Source organism: Streptomyces sp. NPDC059534, from assembly GCF_042743475.1.
Classification (GTDB): domain Bacteria; phylum Actinomycetota; class Actinomycetes; order Streptomycetales; family Streptomycetaceae; genus Streptomyces.
The window spans coordinates 307,341-321,595 of record NZ_JBHWAQ010000004.1 but is presented as its reverse complement, the minus strand read 5'-3'; the positions used below and the strand labels follow the sequence as shown (position 1 = coordinate 321,595).

Here is a 14,255-nt window from a genome sequence, read left to right as displayed (position 1 = left end):
GTCGGGGTGCTCAGAGTCGCACGACGGTCGTCTCGGTCGCCTTGACGCTGGTCCAGACGGACACGCCGTCGGCGAGGCCGAGTTCGGCGGCGGCCTGGGGGGTGATCTCGGCGACGAGGTCGGGCGCCTCGTCGGAGGTGACGAGCACCCTGAGCCGGCTGCCGCTCGCGGTGATCTCGCGTACGGTGCCGGGCCAGACGTTGCGGGGGCTGCCGGCGGGCTTCTCGCGGTGGAGGGACACCGCCTCGGGCGCGACGATCGCGAGCGCCGGAGTGCCGGGCGGCGGCGGTTCGGCGGCGACCAGCGTGCCGCCGCCGTCGAGGGCGAGGCCGACCGGGGTGGCCGTGCCGGGCCAGGCGTTGCGGCCGAGCATCCGGGCGACCCAGGGGGACCGGGGATGGCGGGTCACCTCGGCGGGGGAGTCGTCCTGGAGGGTGCGGCCGTCCTGGAGGACGAGGACGCGGTCGGCCAGGGAGACGGCCTCGACCGGATCGTGCGTGACGATGAGGCAGACGCCGCCGAAGTCGCTGAGGTGGGTGCGCAGGGTGTGGCGTACCTGTGCCCGGGTGGTCTGGTCGAGCGCGGCGAGCGGCTCGTCGAGGACGAGGAGCCGGGGGCGGGCGGCGAGCGCCCGGGCGAGGGCGACCCGCTGGGCCTGCCCGCCGGACAGCTGGCCGGGGCGGCGGTGCGCGAGAGGGCCGACGCCCAGCCGGTCGAGCCATCCCTGCGCCTCGCGGCGGGCCTCGCCCCGGGCGACGCCTTGGACGCGGAGGCCGTACGCCGTGTTGGCCAGGGCCGTCATGTGGGGGAAGAGGGCGCCGTCCTGGGGGACCCAGGCGACCCGACGGCGGTGCGGGGGCAGGCCGGTGACGTCGGTGTCGCCGAGCCGGAGCGTGGCGTGCGCCCGGGGAGTCAGGCCGAGCAGGGCCCGGAGCAGGGTGGTCTTGCCGGCGCCGTTCGGTCCCACGACGGCGATGGTGGTGCCGGGTTCGGCGCTCAGAGTGAGACGGGTGAAGCCGGTGACATCGGCGTGCAGGGACCAGCGTTCGCCGGGCGCGGCCGGTCGGGGAAGGGCGGGTGCGGGGTTCCCGACCACCGACTCCCCGACCACCGGCTTCCCGGCACCCGGCTCCCTGGCACTCGGCTCCCCGACTACCGGCTCCCCGACTACTGGCTTCCCCACAGCCCGCCGCCCGGCCAGCGCCCCCCCGGCCGACTCCCCGGCCGACCCCCCGGCCCCGTCCCCGTCCGCCGGCGCCGCCGTGCGCCGCTCACGGTCGATCGGGGTGCCCGTCCAGCGCCCGCGCAGGCCGATCAGCACCGCCATGGCGATGGCGAGCAGCAGCAGCGAGACGGAGGTCGCCGCCTCCGGTTCGTCCTGGAGGAGCAGGTACACGTGGAGGGGCAGGGTCTGGGTGGTGCCGGGCAGGTTGCCGGCGAAGGTGATGGTCGCGCCGAACTCGCCGAGGGCCCGCGCCCAGGTGAGGGCCGCGCCCGCGACGACCCCGGGCGCGACCATGGGCAGGGTGACGGTGAAGAAGACCCGGACCGGGGAGGCCCCGAGGGAGGCGGCCGTCTCCTCGTACCGGGGGCGCAGTCCGCCGAGCGCGCCTTCGAGGCTGATGACGAGGAAGGGCATGGCGACGAAGGTCGCGGCGAGTACGGCTCCCGAGGTGTGGAACGGGAGGGTGATGCCGAACGTGTCCTCCAGCCACGGTCCGAGGAGTCCCCGGCGGCCGAAGGCGAGCAGCAGCGCGACACCGCCGACGGTCGGCGGCAGCACCATCGGCAGCAGGACCAGTGAGCGGACCAGCGATTTCCCCGGGAACGGGACGCGGGCGAGGAGCCACGCGAGGGGAACGCCGAGCAGGAGCGACAGCCCCAGGGCCCAGAAGGAGACGAGGAGCGACAGCTTCAGCGCCTGGACCGTGCCGGGGGAGCTCAGATGGCGGGCGAGCTCGCCCCACTCGGTCCGTACGAGGATCCCGAGCAGAGGCAGCGTCAGGAACGCCACGGCCAGCAGCGCGGGCAGCATCAGCGTCAGCGGCGGACGAGCGCCGGAAGTGCGCGCGCCGGACCTGCGAGCGCCGGGAGTGCCTGTTCCGGACATCCGAGCGCCCGGAGCGCCTGCGCCCGATGTGCCCGCGCCGGACTCGCCTGCGTCTGCTCGTTTCATCGATGACCCCGAAGAGGTGAAGACATGAGGAGGAGGGGCTGTCCGTTCCCCCGAACCGGACAGCCCCTCACGATGGGTGCGACCCCGGAGCCGTTACGGCTTCTGGAAGCCGGCGTCCTGGAGGATCTTCTGCCCCTCGGGCGAGGACAGCCACGCGACGAACGCGGCCGCGGCCTCGGCGTTCTTGGAGTCCTTGATCGTGGCGGCCGGGTACTTCGCGATGGCGTTCTGGGCGTCGGGGATCTCGACGGCGTCGACCTTGTCCTCGGCGCTGTCGGCGTCGGTCTTGTAGACGAGGCCGGCGTCGGCCTCGCCGAGCTCGACCTTGCTGAGGACGGCGCGCACGTTGGGCTCCTGGGAGACCGGCTTCACCGTGATCTTCTGCGCGTCGAGGATCTGCTTGCTGTACTTGCCGGCCGGGACCTCGGGCGCGGCGAGCACGACCTTGAGCTCGGTGTCCGCGAGGTCCTTGAGGGCGTCGATCTTGTGCGGGTTGCCCTCGCCGGTGGCGATGACGAGCCGGTTCCTGGCGATGATCGCCGGGGTGCCGGTGTCGGCCTTGACCTTGTCCATGCTCTTGGTGTCGGCGGTGACGAGGACGTCGGCGGGCGAGCCCTGGGCGACCTGGGCGACGAGCTCCTGCGAGCCGGCGAACGAGAAGGTGAGCTTGGTGCCCGGGTGCGACTTCTCGTAGGCGGCCCCGGCGGTCTTGAACACGTTGGTGAGGGAGGCCGCGGCGAGGACGGTCAGGTTCGCCTGCGGCGCGGCGCTCGCGGAGCCGGAGGCGGGAGAGCCGCCGGTGTCCTGCTTGGTGTCCTGCTTGGTGTCGTCGCCGGAACACGCCGAGAGCGGGACGAGCAGGGCGGCGGTGAGGGTGACGGCGGCGGCACGGCGTCTGGTGAGGGTGAAGGACATGAGGGTCTGGACTCCTTGGGAACGAAAGGAAGGTGCGGTGGGAGGCAGGCCGCGCCGACGGCCGAGGATCTCGGTACTGCGTGAGGGGTGGTCAGGTGCGGTCGATGTGCACGCTGGTCGACTTCACGCGGGCGGTGGCCTGCATGCCGACTTCCAGTCCCAGTTCCTCCACGGCCTCACGGGTGAGGAGGGAGACAAGCCGGTGCGGACCGGCCTGGATGGTCACCTGGGCCGCGATGTCGCCGAGCTTGATCGCGGTGACGATGCCCGGGAACGCGTTGCGTGCCGAGGTGTACGACGCGTCGTCGTCGTCGCTCTGCGCGAGCTCGACGGAGAACGCCGCGAGCGACTTCCCGTCGATCACGCGCCGGCCGCTCTCGTCGCGATGCGTCGCGACCCGGCCCGCGTCCGCCCAGCGCCGCGCGGTGTCGGGGCTGACGCCCAGCAATCGTGCGGCCTGCCCGATGGTGTAGGACTGCATGTGCGACACCGTAGGGCGCTCCGGCTGTCATCTGCAACAAACCCGTACGACCCTCCATCGCGAATGAGAGATCGCTTGGAGAAAGGTACGAGGAGGTGGCGGGGGGTGTCTCACTCCGTGGATGCGGTGCCGGGTGCGCGGCAGGTCCCGATCCAGATGTCGGTGACGGCGCCGACGTAGCGGGCGCCGCAGCGGTCGGAGGGCACGACGAGCTGGGGTCCGGTCGCGTCGAGTTCCTGGTCGTCCATGCGGGTGGCGAGGAGTACCGGGGCGTCGCCGAAGTCGGCGTCGATCTCCGCCCAGGACAGGACCGTGTGATGGCCGTCGCCGCCCTGCACGGCGAGCAGGAAGCGGGAGCGTTCCTTGCGGCGGGCGGGGTCGAAGGCGGGCCGGGTCCGGCCGACGACCTCGCGCAGCAGCGGTCCATGGAACGTGTGGTGCTGGGGTCCGGCCGTCGCGCAGTCGAAGACGACGTCGGTGCGGTGCTCCGTCCAGTCCCGCCGCAGGTCGTCGACGCTCAAGGTGACGGAGTTCGTGACCTCGCCCCGGAGGGTGAAGGTGGCGCTGCCCGTGTGCGGATCGTGGACGGGTGCGCTGGGTCGGCTCATCGTCGGTCAGTCCCCTCACGGCTCTGGCTTCCGCCCGGCGGTGGGCGTTGCTGCGGCTGCGCGAGAGATACCCGACCGCCTGCGCCGACAATCCATTCCTGCCAGCCGTATTCGACTCAGGCCACGCATACGGGAGCTGAAGAGGTGCTGCACGGTCGCAGCTGTGGCATCCACCTGCGGCTCGCCGAGATCCTCCAGTACGGGGGAGTCCGACTCTGGTGGAACGTCTGAGATGTATTTCGCCGCAGGGACTTCGCATCTACGATGGCGTCACTCGCATTCACTTCGCGAATATGAGGTGCGGGCCTCGTCCGCGAGCACACAAGGAGTCCCGCATGCAGGTCGACCACCTCCTCCGCCTCGACCGTCTCGACCTCTCCCTGGTCTGGGGAGACGAGACGCTGCTGGGCCAGGACATCGGCGGCGTGACGGCGACCGACCTGGAGGATCCGGCCAGGTTCCTGCAGCCGGGCGAGGTCGTGCTCAGCGGCCTCGTGTGGTGGGGCCGCGACGGCGACCCGGCCAAGACCGACCGCTTCGTGTCGGCCCTGCGCGAGGCGGGCGCGGTGGCGCTGCTCGCCGGGGAGCAGACGCACGGCGAGGTGCCCGCGGAGCTCACGGAAGCCTGCCGAAGGCACCGCGTCGCCTTGCTGGCCGTGCCGGCGCACACCAGCTTCCGGGCGATCACCGAAGCCGTCTACCTCCGCCAGTGGGGCGAGCTCAGCCGCCGCCCCACCGACCACTACGCGCTACCGGAGAACGTCCGCGTCGACCTCGACCGCGCCCTGGAACGCGACGCGCCGACGGCCGAGCTGTTCGACCTCTCGTTCGCGCACCTCGGCGCGCCCGCCTGCCATCTGCTCACCGGCAGCGGCCGGACGATCGCCCGGACGGCGACCGCGCCCGCACTCCCGGCGCAGCGGGCGGCGGAGGCGTTGCGCGGCCGCCAGGGCACGACCGTACGGATCGAGGCCGACGACACCGTCTTCGACAGCTGGTACCTCCACTTCCCGGAGGACAGCCAGGTGCCACCGCGGATCCTGCACGAGATCGGTGAGCTGATCGGCCGTCATCGCCGACGACAGGACCGGCGGACCGGGCCCCGCAGGCAGGCGCACGAGGAGCTGGTCAGCCGGATGGGTGCGGCGTACGGGGAGGCGAACGGCTTGGAGGAGGCCCTGCGTTCGTGCGGGCTCGCCGGCGCCGCCGCCTACACCGTGGTGGCCGCGGTCTCGGGCAACGAGGACGACCGGGGCGACGCCGTCGCGGCCCTCGCGGAGGCACTGCGCCACCGGCGCTCCGTCACACACGCCGTGGCCGGACTCGTGGAGGGCGAGGCCGTCGCCGTGCTGGCCCATGAGGCGGACGCGGGCGGAGAGGTGTCGGCGGGACTCCGCGAGACATGGCCGCTGCTCCACGCCTGCCGGCCCGGCGCCGCACTGCACGCCGGCGTCAGCGACCCCGTCCACAAGGCCGCCGACCTCCCGAACGCCCTCGCGCAGGCCCGCTACGCCCTCGCGGGCGCCCGCTCGACGGCGCCGGAGGCGGCACGGGTGGCCCGGCTCGCGGATCTCACCGACCTCGGGACGCTCCTCGCCGGCATCCCCGCCGACGTGCGGGAGGTCTACCGGGACACCGTCCTCGGCCCGCTGCTGCGGGCCGGCCGCGGCTCGAACGCGACCCTCCTGGAGACCCTGGAGGTGTTCCTCGCGCACAACTGCTCCTGGGCCAGGACCGCCGAGGCCCTGCACCTCCACGTGAACACCGTCCACTACCGCATCGACCGCGTCGAGGCGCTCACCGGCCGCGACCTGTCCCGCCTCGACCACAAGCTCGACCTGCGGGCGGCCCTCCTCTGCCGTTGACCGGGGCGCGCGTCAGGGAACGTCGATGTGCACGCTGGTGGACTTCACCCGGGCCGTGACCGTGACGCCGACCTCCAGGGCCAGCTCGTCGACGGCCTCGCGCGTCACCAGCGAGACCAGACGGTGCGGACCGGACTGCACCTCGACCTGCGCGGCGACGTCGTCGACCCGTACCGCCGTCACGATCCCCACGAACGAGTTCCGCACGGACGTCGGCACGTCGTCCTCCGGCACGGCGTGCAGTCCCGCCCCGCGCTCCGCCGCGAACCGGGCCAGCGCCGCTCCGTCGATCGTCCGCTTGCCGGACCCTTCGCGCGCCATGCCCAGCTTTCCCCCGTCCGCCCACCGGCGAACGGTCTCCGAACTCACTCCGAGCAGCTGCGCGGCCTGCCCAATGCTGTACGACGGCACACCCGCACTCTAGGGCCTGTCGTCACATTCGGTGCAGCCGAGATGCCGAGGGTGGACGCGGCGAGCGCGACCGCCGGGACGCCGCGCCGACTGAGCGCGCCGGCCGAGCCGGCCATCGGCGCCGGGGCGAGGTCAGCCCAACAGGCCCCGGTGGGCGGCCTGGAGGCCGGCCTGGAAGCGCGTACGGGCCCCCAGGGCGTCCATCAGCCGGCGCATCCGCCGTTCCACCGTGCGCTTGTTGACCCCGAGCTTCCGGGCGATGATCTCGTCGGTCCACCCCGCGGCGGCGTAGGCGAGCAGCCGGACGTCGTCGTCGCCGATGCCGTCCGCCGAGCCGCCCTGGCTCCACAGCGGCGCTCCCCGGTCCCATTGGGCGTCGAAGAGCGCCAGCAGCCCGGCGAGCAGGGGGGACTCCCGCAGGACGACCGTCTGCCGCTCCCCTTCCAGGACGACGGGCACCAGTGCGATACGGCGGTCCGCGATCAGCAGCTTCATCGGCAGGGCGTCGACGACCCGGGCGGTCTCCCCGTGCCGGTTCAGCCGCTGGGCCAGCTCCATCTGCCCTTGTTCGACGAGGGCCGTCCGGTCGTACACCGTCCGGTACCGCACGCCGCGCCCCATCAGCTCCAGCTGTACCTCCGCCTGGCGCGAGACCCCTTCTTGCACGTACGGCGGCTTGTCGAGGATCAGCACCTCCTCGCGGGTCGCCTGCTGGACCTGCTCGAAGTGCAGGGTGTTCGCCTCGTCGCCCTGGACGATCTGCACGGCCGCCTCGCCGCGGTCCCGGCCGGCCCGCCACAGCTCGGTGAGCTCCGCGGCGGCGAGCCGCGCGCGGTCGACGCGCTGGGTCATGGCCAGTGCGAGGACCTCGACGGCGAGTTCCGGGGACGCCGGGCGGAACCGGACCGGCCTGGTGGGGGTCTTGGTGACCAGGCCCTTGACCTCCAGTTCCCTCAGCCGGCGGCGGAGCCGCGAGGGTTCCGTCGCGGTGAGTTCGGCCAGTTCGGCCGGCGTCGTTTCGGGCCGCCGGAGCAGAAGGCGGTAGAGCGCCTCCTCCTCGGTCGAAATCCCCAGTGCCTCCAGCACGTTCGTCCTCTCGTTCCCCGGCACGCGGGCTGCCGGAACGCCGCTGCCTCGGTCGGCCGCGGGCCATCGTAGACCCCTCGCTCTCCTCTCCTCAGGGGTGTCGGAATAGCGGCACTGTCGGGAAACCGGCATACGGATGGCGTGTTCCCGCCCCTACTGTCTGGGCCAACACCCCACCCCCACCTGGAGGAAGCATGAGACGGTTCGCGATATCCGCGGGCCTCACGATGGCCGCGGCCGCCGTGTTCGGCACCTTTCCGGCAGCCGCCCAGAGCGCCGGCGACGTGGCGCCGGCCGAGGCAGGCCGGTACGTCGTCGTCCTGAAGAACGGCTCCACCGCGGACCCGGTCTCCGTCGCCCGCTCCGCCGCGGGCGTCGGGCTCGGCTCCGTCTACCGCAACGCGCTCAGCGGATTCTCCGCGGAACTCACCCCGACGGCCGTGGCCGCACTCCGCGGCAACCCGGACGTCGCGTACGTCGAGAAGTCCGCGGTCGCCCACGCCCACGGGCAGGCGACGCCCAACGGCACCGCCCGGATCGGCGCCACCGCCAACTCCGGGCTGAAGGTCGGCGACGGTCGGGACGAGCGCGTCGACGTCGACGTCGCCGTCATCGACTCGGGCATCGACTACACCCATCCGGACCTCAACGTGGTCCGACGGGTGAACTGCGTCGGCGTCACCGCCTGCGTGGAGAACGCGGGCATGGACGACAACGGGCACGGCAGCAACGTCGCCGGCATCGTCGGCGGCCTCGACAACGGCATCGGCTATGTCGGTGTCGCCCCGGGAGCGCGGCTCTGGTCGGTCAAGTCGCTGAACAGCAAGGGCAGCGGAAGCACCGAGGAGATCGTCAACGGCATCGACTGGGTGACGGCGCACGCCGACGAGATCGAGGTCGTGAACCTGAGTCTCGGCTTCGACGGCACCGTCCAGTCGGTGAACGACGCCGTCGGCCGGGCCATAGCCAAGGGCGTCGTCGTGGTCGTCTCGGCGGGCAACGACAAGCGTGACGTGGCCAACCAGAGCCCCGCCAACGTCGCCGACGCCATCACCGTGTCCTCCCTGAGCGACGCCGACGGCAAGGCCGGCGGCCTCGGCGACTTCGCCTGGTGCAACGCGAAGAACACCAACAAGGACGACACCCTGTCGAACTTCAGCAACTTCGGACGAGGCGTCGACATCGCCGCCCCAGGCGACTGCATCCGCTCCGCGTTCAAGGACGGCGGCTACTCCAACTACAGCGGCACCTCCCAGGCCGCCCCGCACGTGGCCGGCGCCGCCGCCTGGCTCGCTCGCGGCAGCGCCAAGCCCAAGGACCGGGCCGGAGTCCTCGCCGTACGGGACCGCCTCGTCGCCACCGGCAACGCCAACTGGACCGACACCTCCGGCGACGGGGTCAGGGAACCGCTGCTCGGGGTGACCGACACCGCGGTGTACCCGGCGGGCGGGACCGCCGCACCGGACGCCACCTTCGTCACCGGCTGCGACAGGGCGACCCGCGCCTGCGCCTTCGACGCCTCGCTCACCAGCGGCAGCGGCCTCGGCTACGCCTGGGACTTCGGCGACGGCGCCACCGGCACCGGTGTCAGGCCCACGCACACCTACGCCTCCTACGGCACCTACACCGTGAAGCTGACGGTCACCGACTCGTCCGGCCGGACCGGACGCAACCAGACCACCTTCCGGCTGCTCGCGCCGAACCACAACGACAGGCCCACCGCCAAGGTGGGCGGATTCTGCACGGTCAACGGGAACTGCCAGCTGAGCGCCGAGGGCTCCTCCGACCCCGACGGCACCCTCGTCTCCTACAGCTGGAACTTCGGCGACGGCACGACGGGCACCGGAGCCGACATCGGCCACCAGTACCCTTCCCAGGTCTCCGGCACCTACCGCGCGACCCTCACGGTCACCGACGACAAGGGCGGCACCGGATCCGCCTCCACCACGGTCACCTGCACGAAGGGGCCCTGGATCACCACCTGCTCGCTCGGCTGACCCACCCCGCACGTCCCCCGGGAGGGGCCCCCACTCCTCCCGGCCGCCCGGTACGGCCCCGGCCGTACCGGGCTTCCCGCACACCCGTGTACCGGACGGTTCACGGGTGGCCCGGGAACGCGCCCCAGGTGGCGGTCGGGGTGGGATGCCCGCGGCGTGGCAGTGAGTCCGCGGGCGGCCGGAGGGCTATCCCTTGACGGAGACATCCGACTCATCGGGAGTGAGCCATGGGCCTCATCCACATCGAGCTGTTCGCGACCCTCGACCTCGTCGGGCAGGCGCCCGGCGGCCCCGACGAGGACCCGGTCGGGTTCCCGTTCGGCGGCTGGCAGGCGCCCCTGCTGGACGAGGTCGCGGGGGCGCAGATCGGCGCCGCGTACGAAGGGACGGACGCCCTCCTGCTCGGCCGGCGGACGTACGACATCTTCGCCGCCTACTGGCCTCACCAGGAGGGCGGCGAGGACAACGCGATCGCCACGCTCTTCAACCGCGTCCCGAAGTACGTGGCGTCGCGCGGCAGGCCCGACCTCTCGTGGGCCGGGTCCACGCAGCTCGGCCCGGACCTGCCCGGCGCGGTGCGCGCGATCCGTGACCGCCACGAGCACGTGAAGGTCGTCGGGAGCCTGGACCTCGTGCAGACCCTCCTGCGCGAGAAGCTCTTCGACCGCCTCGACCTCTGGCTGCACCCGATCGTGCTGGGTGTCGGGAAGAAGGTGTTCGACGGTGGCGCCGTGCCCACCAACGTCACGCTCCTCGCACCCCCGGCAGCCGGCCCGAAGGGCACCGTGTACCTGCGCTACGGCCTCGCCGACGGTGTGCCCGCGACGGGGGACATGACCGCACCCGATCGCGGCGTCGGAAACGACGCCTGAAGGACGGCCAGGGCGGAGGTCAGGCCGGGCGCGGGAGGTACGCGAGGCCGTGCGCGCCCGGCTCGCCGAGCTTGGCGACGTCCAGCCGGGCCAGGCGCTCCAGGGTGTCCAGGTCGACGACGTCGACGGTGGACGAGACGACGCAGGCCACATAGGCGAGCCGGCCGTCGGGGGACGACGTGATGGTCAGCGGGAAGAGGCCGACCTCCAGGTCGCCCGTCCGCTCGCGGGTGTCCGCGCGGAACACGGTGAGGCGGCCCGGTACCTGGCGCCCGAGCCGGGAGACCTCGTCGGGCGCCATGCGCACTTCGCCCGCGAGCAGCCGGCCCGTCGAGGTCAGGTGCACCGGCAGGACGATGTCCCCGGTGGGCAGGGTGTCGACGACGGTCGCCGTCCGGGTGTCGATGACGCGGATTCCGTTGGGCGGCCGCTCCTCGGCGGTGGCGGAGAAGTCGCCGTAGGGCGCGGCGACGAAGACGTGCGTGCCGTCGGCGGAGACGGCGAGGCCCTCGCTGCCCGGTACCTCGACCTTCGCGGTGAGGGTGCCCCGTTCGAGGTCGACGACCGACACGAACGGCGCTTCCTTGTTGGTGGCGTAACCCGTCCGCCCCGCCGGATCGATGGCGAACCAGTGCGGGCCCGGCGCGTCCGTGTCGATCCTGCCCAGGGGCCGGCGGGTCTCCGTGTCGATCACCACGACACCGCCGGGCCGGTCGTCCGAACCCTCCACGCTGACGTAGAGGCGACCGCGCACCACGTCCAACGCCAGTCCGTGCGGCCCGTGTTCCGGGGTGAGGTCGACGACCTCGACGATGCGGCGGGAGTCCGGGTCGATGACGGCCAGTTCGGTGCGCCGGCCGCCGTTCGCGTGGTAGTAGCCCGAGTGGTACGTCAGGGTGCACCACAGCAATCGCCGCGTCGGGTCGAAGCACAACTCGTGTGGCTCGGCCGGGACGCGCACCTCGCCGAGGTACCGGTCGGAGGCGGCGTCGAAGAACGAGACGGTCGGTCCGCTCTGACTGACGACGGCCAGGACGTCGCCTTCCCGACCGGCACGGGGGGACTGCTGCACAGCGGCTCCTCGAAAGGGGTGAAGGGGATGCCGCGCGTCTTCGCGGGCATCCCCACTCTCCGCGCCGGAGGGACGCCGCCACAATGCAAGGATGAGCACGCAATCATTGACTCAGGCGTAAAAATGCAGCTCAGGAGGCATGGATGGATCTCAACCTGCTGCGCGCCCTGGACGTCCTCCTCCAGGAGAACAGCGTGACCCGCGCGGCGGAGCGCCTGGGCACCTCGCCCGCGGCGGTCAGCCGTACCCTGGCCCGGCTCCGCCGCGCCGTCGGCGATCCGCTCCTGGTCCGGGCGGGCCAGGGGATGGTCCCGACCCCGCGCGCCGTCGAACTCCGGGAGGAGGTCGGCGCGTTGCTGCTCGGCTGTGACAACGTCCTGCGGCCCGGCCCCGGTTTCGACGCCGAGCGCCTCCAGCGGACCTTCACGGTGCAGGCCGCCGACCTGCTGCTGGTGGGACTGGCCGGAAGCCTGACCGAGCGGATCCACGCGGAGGCCCCGCAGGTGGACGTCGTCTTCCTCCCGGAGGCGGTGGAGGGCGGCCCCGGCCTGCGGCAGGGCCGGGTCGACGTCGAACTGGGCGTCCTGGGCCACCTGGACCCGGAGATCCGGACCCGGCAGCTCACCCGGACACCGCTGGTCGGCATCGCCCGCAGCGGTCATCCCCTCTTCGACCGGCGGATCGACGCCCGCCGTTTCGCCGCGGCCGACCACATCGGCATCTCCCGCCTCGGCAAGCGCCTCGGGCCCATCGACAGCGCGCTGGCGGAACTCGGCCTGCAGCGCCGGACGGCGGTCGTCGTGCCCAGCCACACCAGCGCGATGATGCTCGCCCGGGACACCGACCTCGTCGCACTCAGCCTCGCCGACTGGCTCCCCGACACCACCGCGGCCATGGGCCTGCGGACCTTCCCCATCCCGCTCGACCTGGCGCCCCTGGACCTCGGAATGGCCTGGCACCCCCGCAACTCGACCGATCCGGCGCACCGCTGGTTCCGCGAACACCTGGCGGCGGCCGTCCTGGCCCCGGCGGGACCGGGGGCCGCGGCCGCCCGCCCCCGGTGATCCGGCGGGATCAGCCGACGATGGCGACCGGCGCGTCCCAGGCGTTGCGGTCGACGTTGATGGTGTAACCGCCCCGGGTCTCCCTGCTGTTGGCCTTGTACTGGTGCCCGCGGCTGTGGTCGGTGTACAGCTTCGGGTCCCAGGGCCAGTCCTTGGTGGTGGTCTCCTGGCCGTTCCACAGGGCGTACCAGAGGTTGCCCGGCAGGTCCGTGCGGTCCTTGGCGGTGGCGATCGCCTTGGCGCCGGAGCTGCTGAAGCCGTAGAGGCCGCCGCGGTAGGTCTTGGCGCGCAGGGTCCTGGTGAAGGACCGCACGTAGTTCAGGGTCGCGTCGTTGCACGCCTTGTCGGCGGTGTCGTACGCCTCCATGTTGAGGTAGATCGGGCTGCCGGCCTTCATGCCGAGCGCCGACGCCTTGGCGATCGCGTCGTTGGCGTTGCTCGCCCCGACCGAGGCCGCGGTGGCCGCGGTGAACCGCTCCTTGTTCCCGCTCTTCTGGCAGGGCGGCTGGGCTCCGACGTACAGGGGGATCACCCGCCAGCCGAGCGTGTCGACCGACTTCACCCACGACTTGGTCAGGTTGGGCTGGGCACAGCCGCGGTTCCTGCCGCCGACGTAGACCGCGACGCCGCCGTAGTAGCCGTCCTTCTTCCACGCCTTCATCGCCGTGAGCGAGGGCGCCGTACAGGCGTCGAACGCCCGGCCCGTGTAGGTCTTCTGCGCCGGCCACGCCGACGCCGCCATCGACGTCTGCGCCGCGACCCCGGCAGCGGCCGCGACGGCCACACCCGTCGTCGCCAGGGCTATGTAGCGGCCTTTTCTGGACAGCCGGTGCTTCGGCATTCCCACCCCATACGAAATCCGGCCCCGTGTCCCCGGAGCCCGCCCACCCTATCCGCAGGCCCCGGGACCCGGGCGGCCGCGTGCCGTCGGTCGACGGTCCCCCTCGCCCGGCCGCCGAGGGCACGGGGACCTGCCCGGCGGCGGAGGAGACGCTGTGCCCACGGCGGGCAAATACCTGTGCTCGCGAGAGGAGAATTTGGCGGGCCGCGCGCCGAGGGTTTTTCACGGCCGCAAAGAGAAAGTCGATATTTACGACACGGGTCACCGAGCCGTGCTACTGTCTATCTCAGTTGCAGTTGTGGTTCCCAAAACTTCAGGCACCCAGATCGGACCTCGTGTCCGGTGCGGGCGCTTGTGTATTTCCGGTCTTTATGGTCCGGCGGGGCGATCATCGCGGCGACACGTGGTCCGTAGGTTGCGGATCATGTTGTACTGCCCCAAAGGAGATTTGACATGGCTACTGGCACCGTGAAGTGGTTCAACGCGGAAAAGGGTTTCGGCTTCATCGAGCAGGACGGTGGCGGCCCTGACGTGTTCGCCCACTACTCGAACATCGCCGCCCAGGGCTTCCGCGAGCTGCAGGAAGGCCAGAAGGTCAGCTTCGACATCGCGCAGGGCCAGAAGGGCCCGACGGCCGAGAACATCGTTCCCGCCTGACGCTGACGCGTACTTCGCAGCTGGGGCCCGCATCCCTCGGGGTGCGGGCCCCAGCTACGTGTTTTCCCCGCAGTGGGTTTGCCTGCGGGACGATCCGAGGATTCCGCGCCCCTCCGCGCGAGGAGCCTCGCCGGGGGACACCCGCCTTCGAGCCGCGTCCCCGGTTCCAGCGCCTGAGCCCGCACGAATCATCGCCGGCCGGCATCGCTT

Annotated in this window: 13 protein-coding genes; 5 read left to right on the top strand and 8 right to left on the bottom strand. The window is 72.2% G+C overall.

The genetic code is table 11. The annotated features are described in order from the left end of the window. Positions 1-10 precede the first annotated feature (10 nt). From ACFVZH_RS07435 to ACFVZH_RS07420, 4 genes are all read right to left on the bottom strand, one after another. Complete coding sequence (locus ACFVZH_RS07435; RefSeq protein WP_384894195.1) at positions 11-2,110, bottom strand: ABC transporter permease; 2,100 nt, start codon at positions 2,108-2,110, stop codon at positions 11-13. Between the two features lie 159 nt (positions 2,111-2,269). Continuing rightward, positions 2,270-3,091, bottom strand: coding sequence for a molybdate ABC transporter substrate-binding protein (gene modA / locus ACFVZH_RS07430; protein WP_384894193.1), 822 nt, complete (start codon positions 3,089-3,091; stop codon positions 2,270-2,272). Positions 3,092-3,182: 91 nt separating this feature from the next. After that, positions 3,183-3,572 carry a molybdopterin-binding protein gene (locus tag ACFVZH_RS07425; protein ID WP_384894191.1) on the bottom strand — a complete coding sequence of 130 codons (390 nt, stop codon included), beginning with the start codon at positions 3,570-3,572 and terminating at the stop codon, positions 3,183-3,185. A 110-nt stretch (positions 3,573-3,682) separates the two neighbouring features. Further along, on the bottom strand, positions 3,683-4,180 hold the full coding sequence (locus tag ACFVZH_RS07420; protein ID WP_384894190.1) for a molybdopterin-dependent oxidoreductase: 498 nt from the start codon (positions 4,178-4,180) through the stop codon (positions 3,683-3,685). Positions 4,181-4,515: 335 nt separating this feature from the next. Between ACFVZH_RS07420 and ACFVZH_RS07415 the strand changes: the two genes are divergently transcribed. Further along, the gene (locus tag ACFVZH_RS07415; protein WP_384894188.1) at positions 4,516-6,045 is read left to right on the top strand and encodes a PucR family transcriptional regulator; all 1,530 of its coding nucleotides are present in this window, start codon (positions 4,516-4,518) and stop codon (positions 6,043-6,045) included. 12 nt (positions 6,046-6,057) lie between these two features. On the opposite strand, the gene ACFVZH_RS07410 is transcribed toward ACFVZH_RS07415, so the two are convergent. Beyond that, positions 6,058-6,456: a molybdopterin-binding protein gene (locus tag ACFVZH_RS07410; RefSeq protein ID WP_384894186.1), complete on the bottom strand. Its 399-nt coding sequence runs from the start codon at positions 6,454-6,456 to the stop codon at positions 6,058-6,060. A 132-nt stretch (positions 6,457-6,588) separates the two neighbouring features. Continuing rightward, positions 6,589-7,542: a helix-turn-helix domain-containing protein gene (locus ACFVZH_RS07405; protein ID WP_384894184.1), complete on the bottom strand. Its 954-nt coding sequence runs from the start codon at positions 7,540-7,542 to the stop codon at positions 6,589-6,591. Positions 7,543-7,736: 194 nt separating this feature from the next. Here ACFVZH_RS07405 and ACFVZH_RS07400 point away from each other — a divergent pair, with 194 nt between their 5' ends. Then, positions 7,737-9,539, top strand: coding sequence for a S8 family serine peptidase (locus ACFVZH_RS07400; protein ID WP_384894182.1), 1,803 nt, complete (start codon positions 7,737-7,739; stop codon positions 9,537-9,539). 227 nt (positions 9,540-9,766) lie between these two features. After that, positions 9,767-10,411 (top strand): dihydrofolate reductase family protein, encoded by a 645-nt coding sequence (locus ACFVZH_RS07395; RefSeq protein WP_384894180.1) that lies wholly within the window; start codon positions 9,767-9,769, stop codon positions 10,409-10,411. A gap of 19 nt (positions 10,412-10,430) precedes the next feature. Here ACFVZH_RS07395 and ACFVZH_RS07390 read toward each other — a convergent pair whose 3' ends face one another. After that, positions 10,431-11,483 carry a YncE family protein gene (locus tag ACFVZH_RS07390; protein WP_384894178.1) on the bottom strand — a complete coding sequence of 351 codons (1,053 nt, stop codon included), beginning with the start codon at positions 11,481-11,483 and terminating at the stop codon, positions 10,431-10,433. A 143-nt stretch (positions 11,484-11,626) separates the two neighbouring features. Here ACFVZH_RS07390 and ACFVZH_RS07385 point away from each other — a divergent pair, with 143 nt between their 5' ends. Further along, the gene (locus tag ACFVZH_RS07385) at positions 11,627-12,547 is read left to right on the top strand and encodes a LysR family transcriptional regulator (protein ID WP_384894176.1); all 921 of its coding nucleotides are present in this window, start codon (positions 11,627-11,629) and stop codon (positions 12,545-12,547) included. 10 nt (positions 12,548-12,557) lie between these two features. On the opposite strand, the gene ACFVZH_RS07380 is transcribed toward ACFVZH_RS07385, so the two are convergent. Beyond that, the gene (locus ACFVZH_RS07380; protein WP_384894174.1) at positions 12,558-13,388 is read right to left on the bottom strand and encodes a glycoside hydrolase domain-containing protein; all 831 of its coding nucleotides are present in this window, start codon (positions 13,386-13,388) and stop codon (positions 12,558-12,560) included. A gap of 453 nt (positions 13,389-13,841) precedes the next feature. Between ACFVZH_RS07380 and ACFVZH_RS07375 the strand changes: the two genes are divergently transcribed. After that, on the top strand, positions 13,842-14,045 hold the full coding sequence (locus tag ACFVZH_RS07375) for a cold-shock protein (protein WP_030939356.1): 204 nt from the start codon (positions 13,842-13,844) through the stop codon (positions 14,043-14,045). Positions 14,046-14,255: the final 210 nt, after the last annotated feature.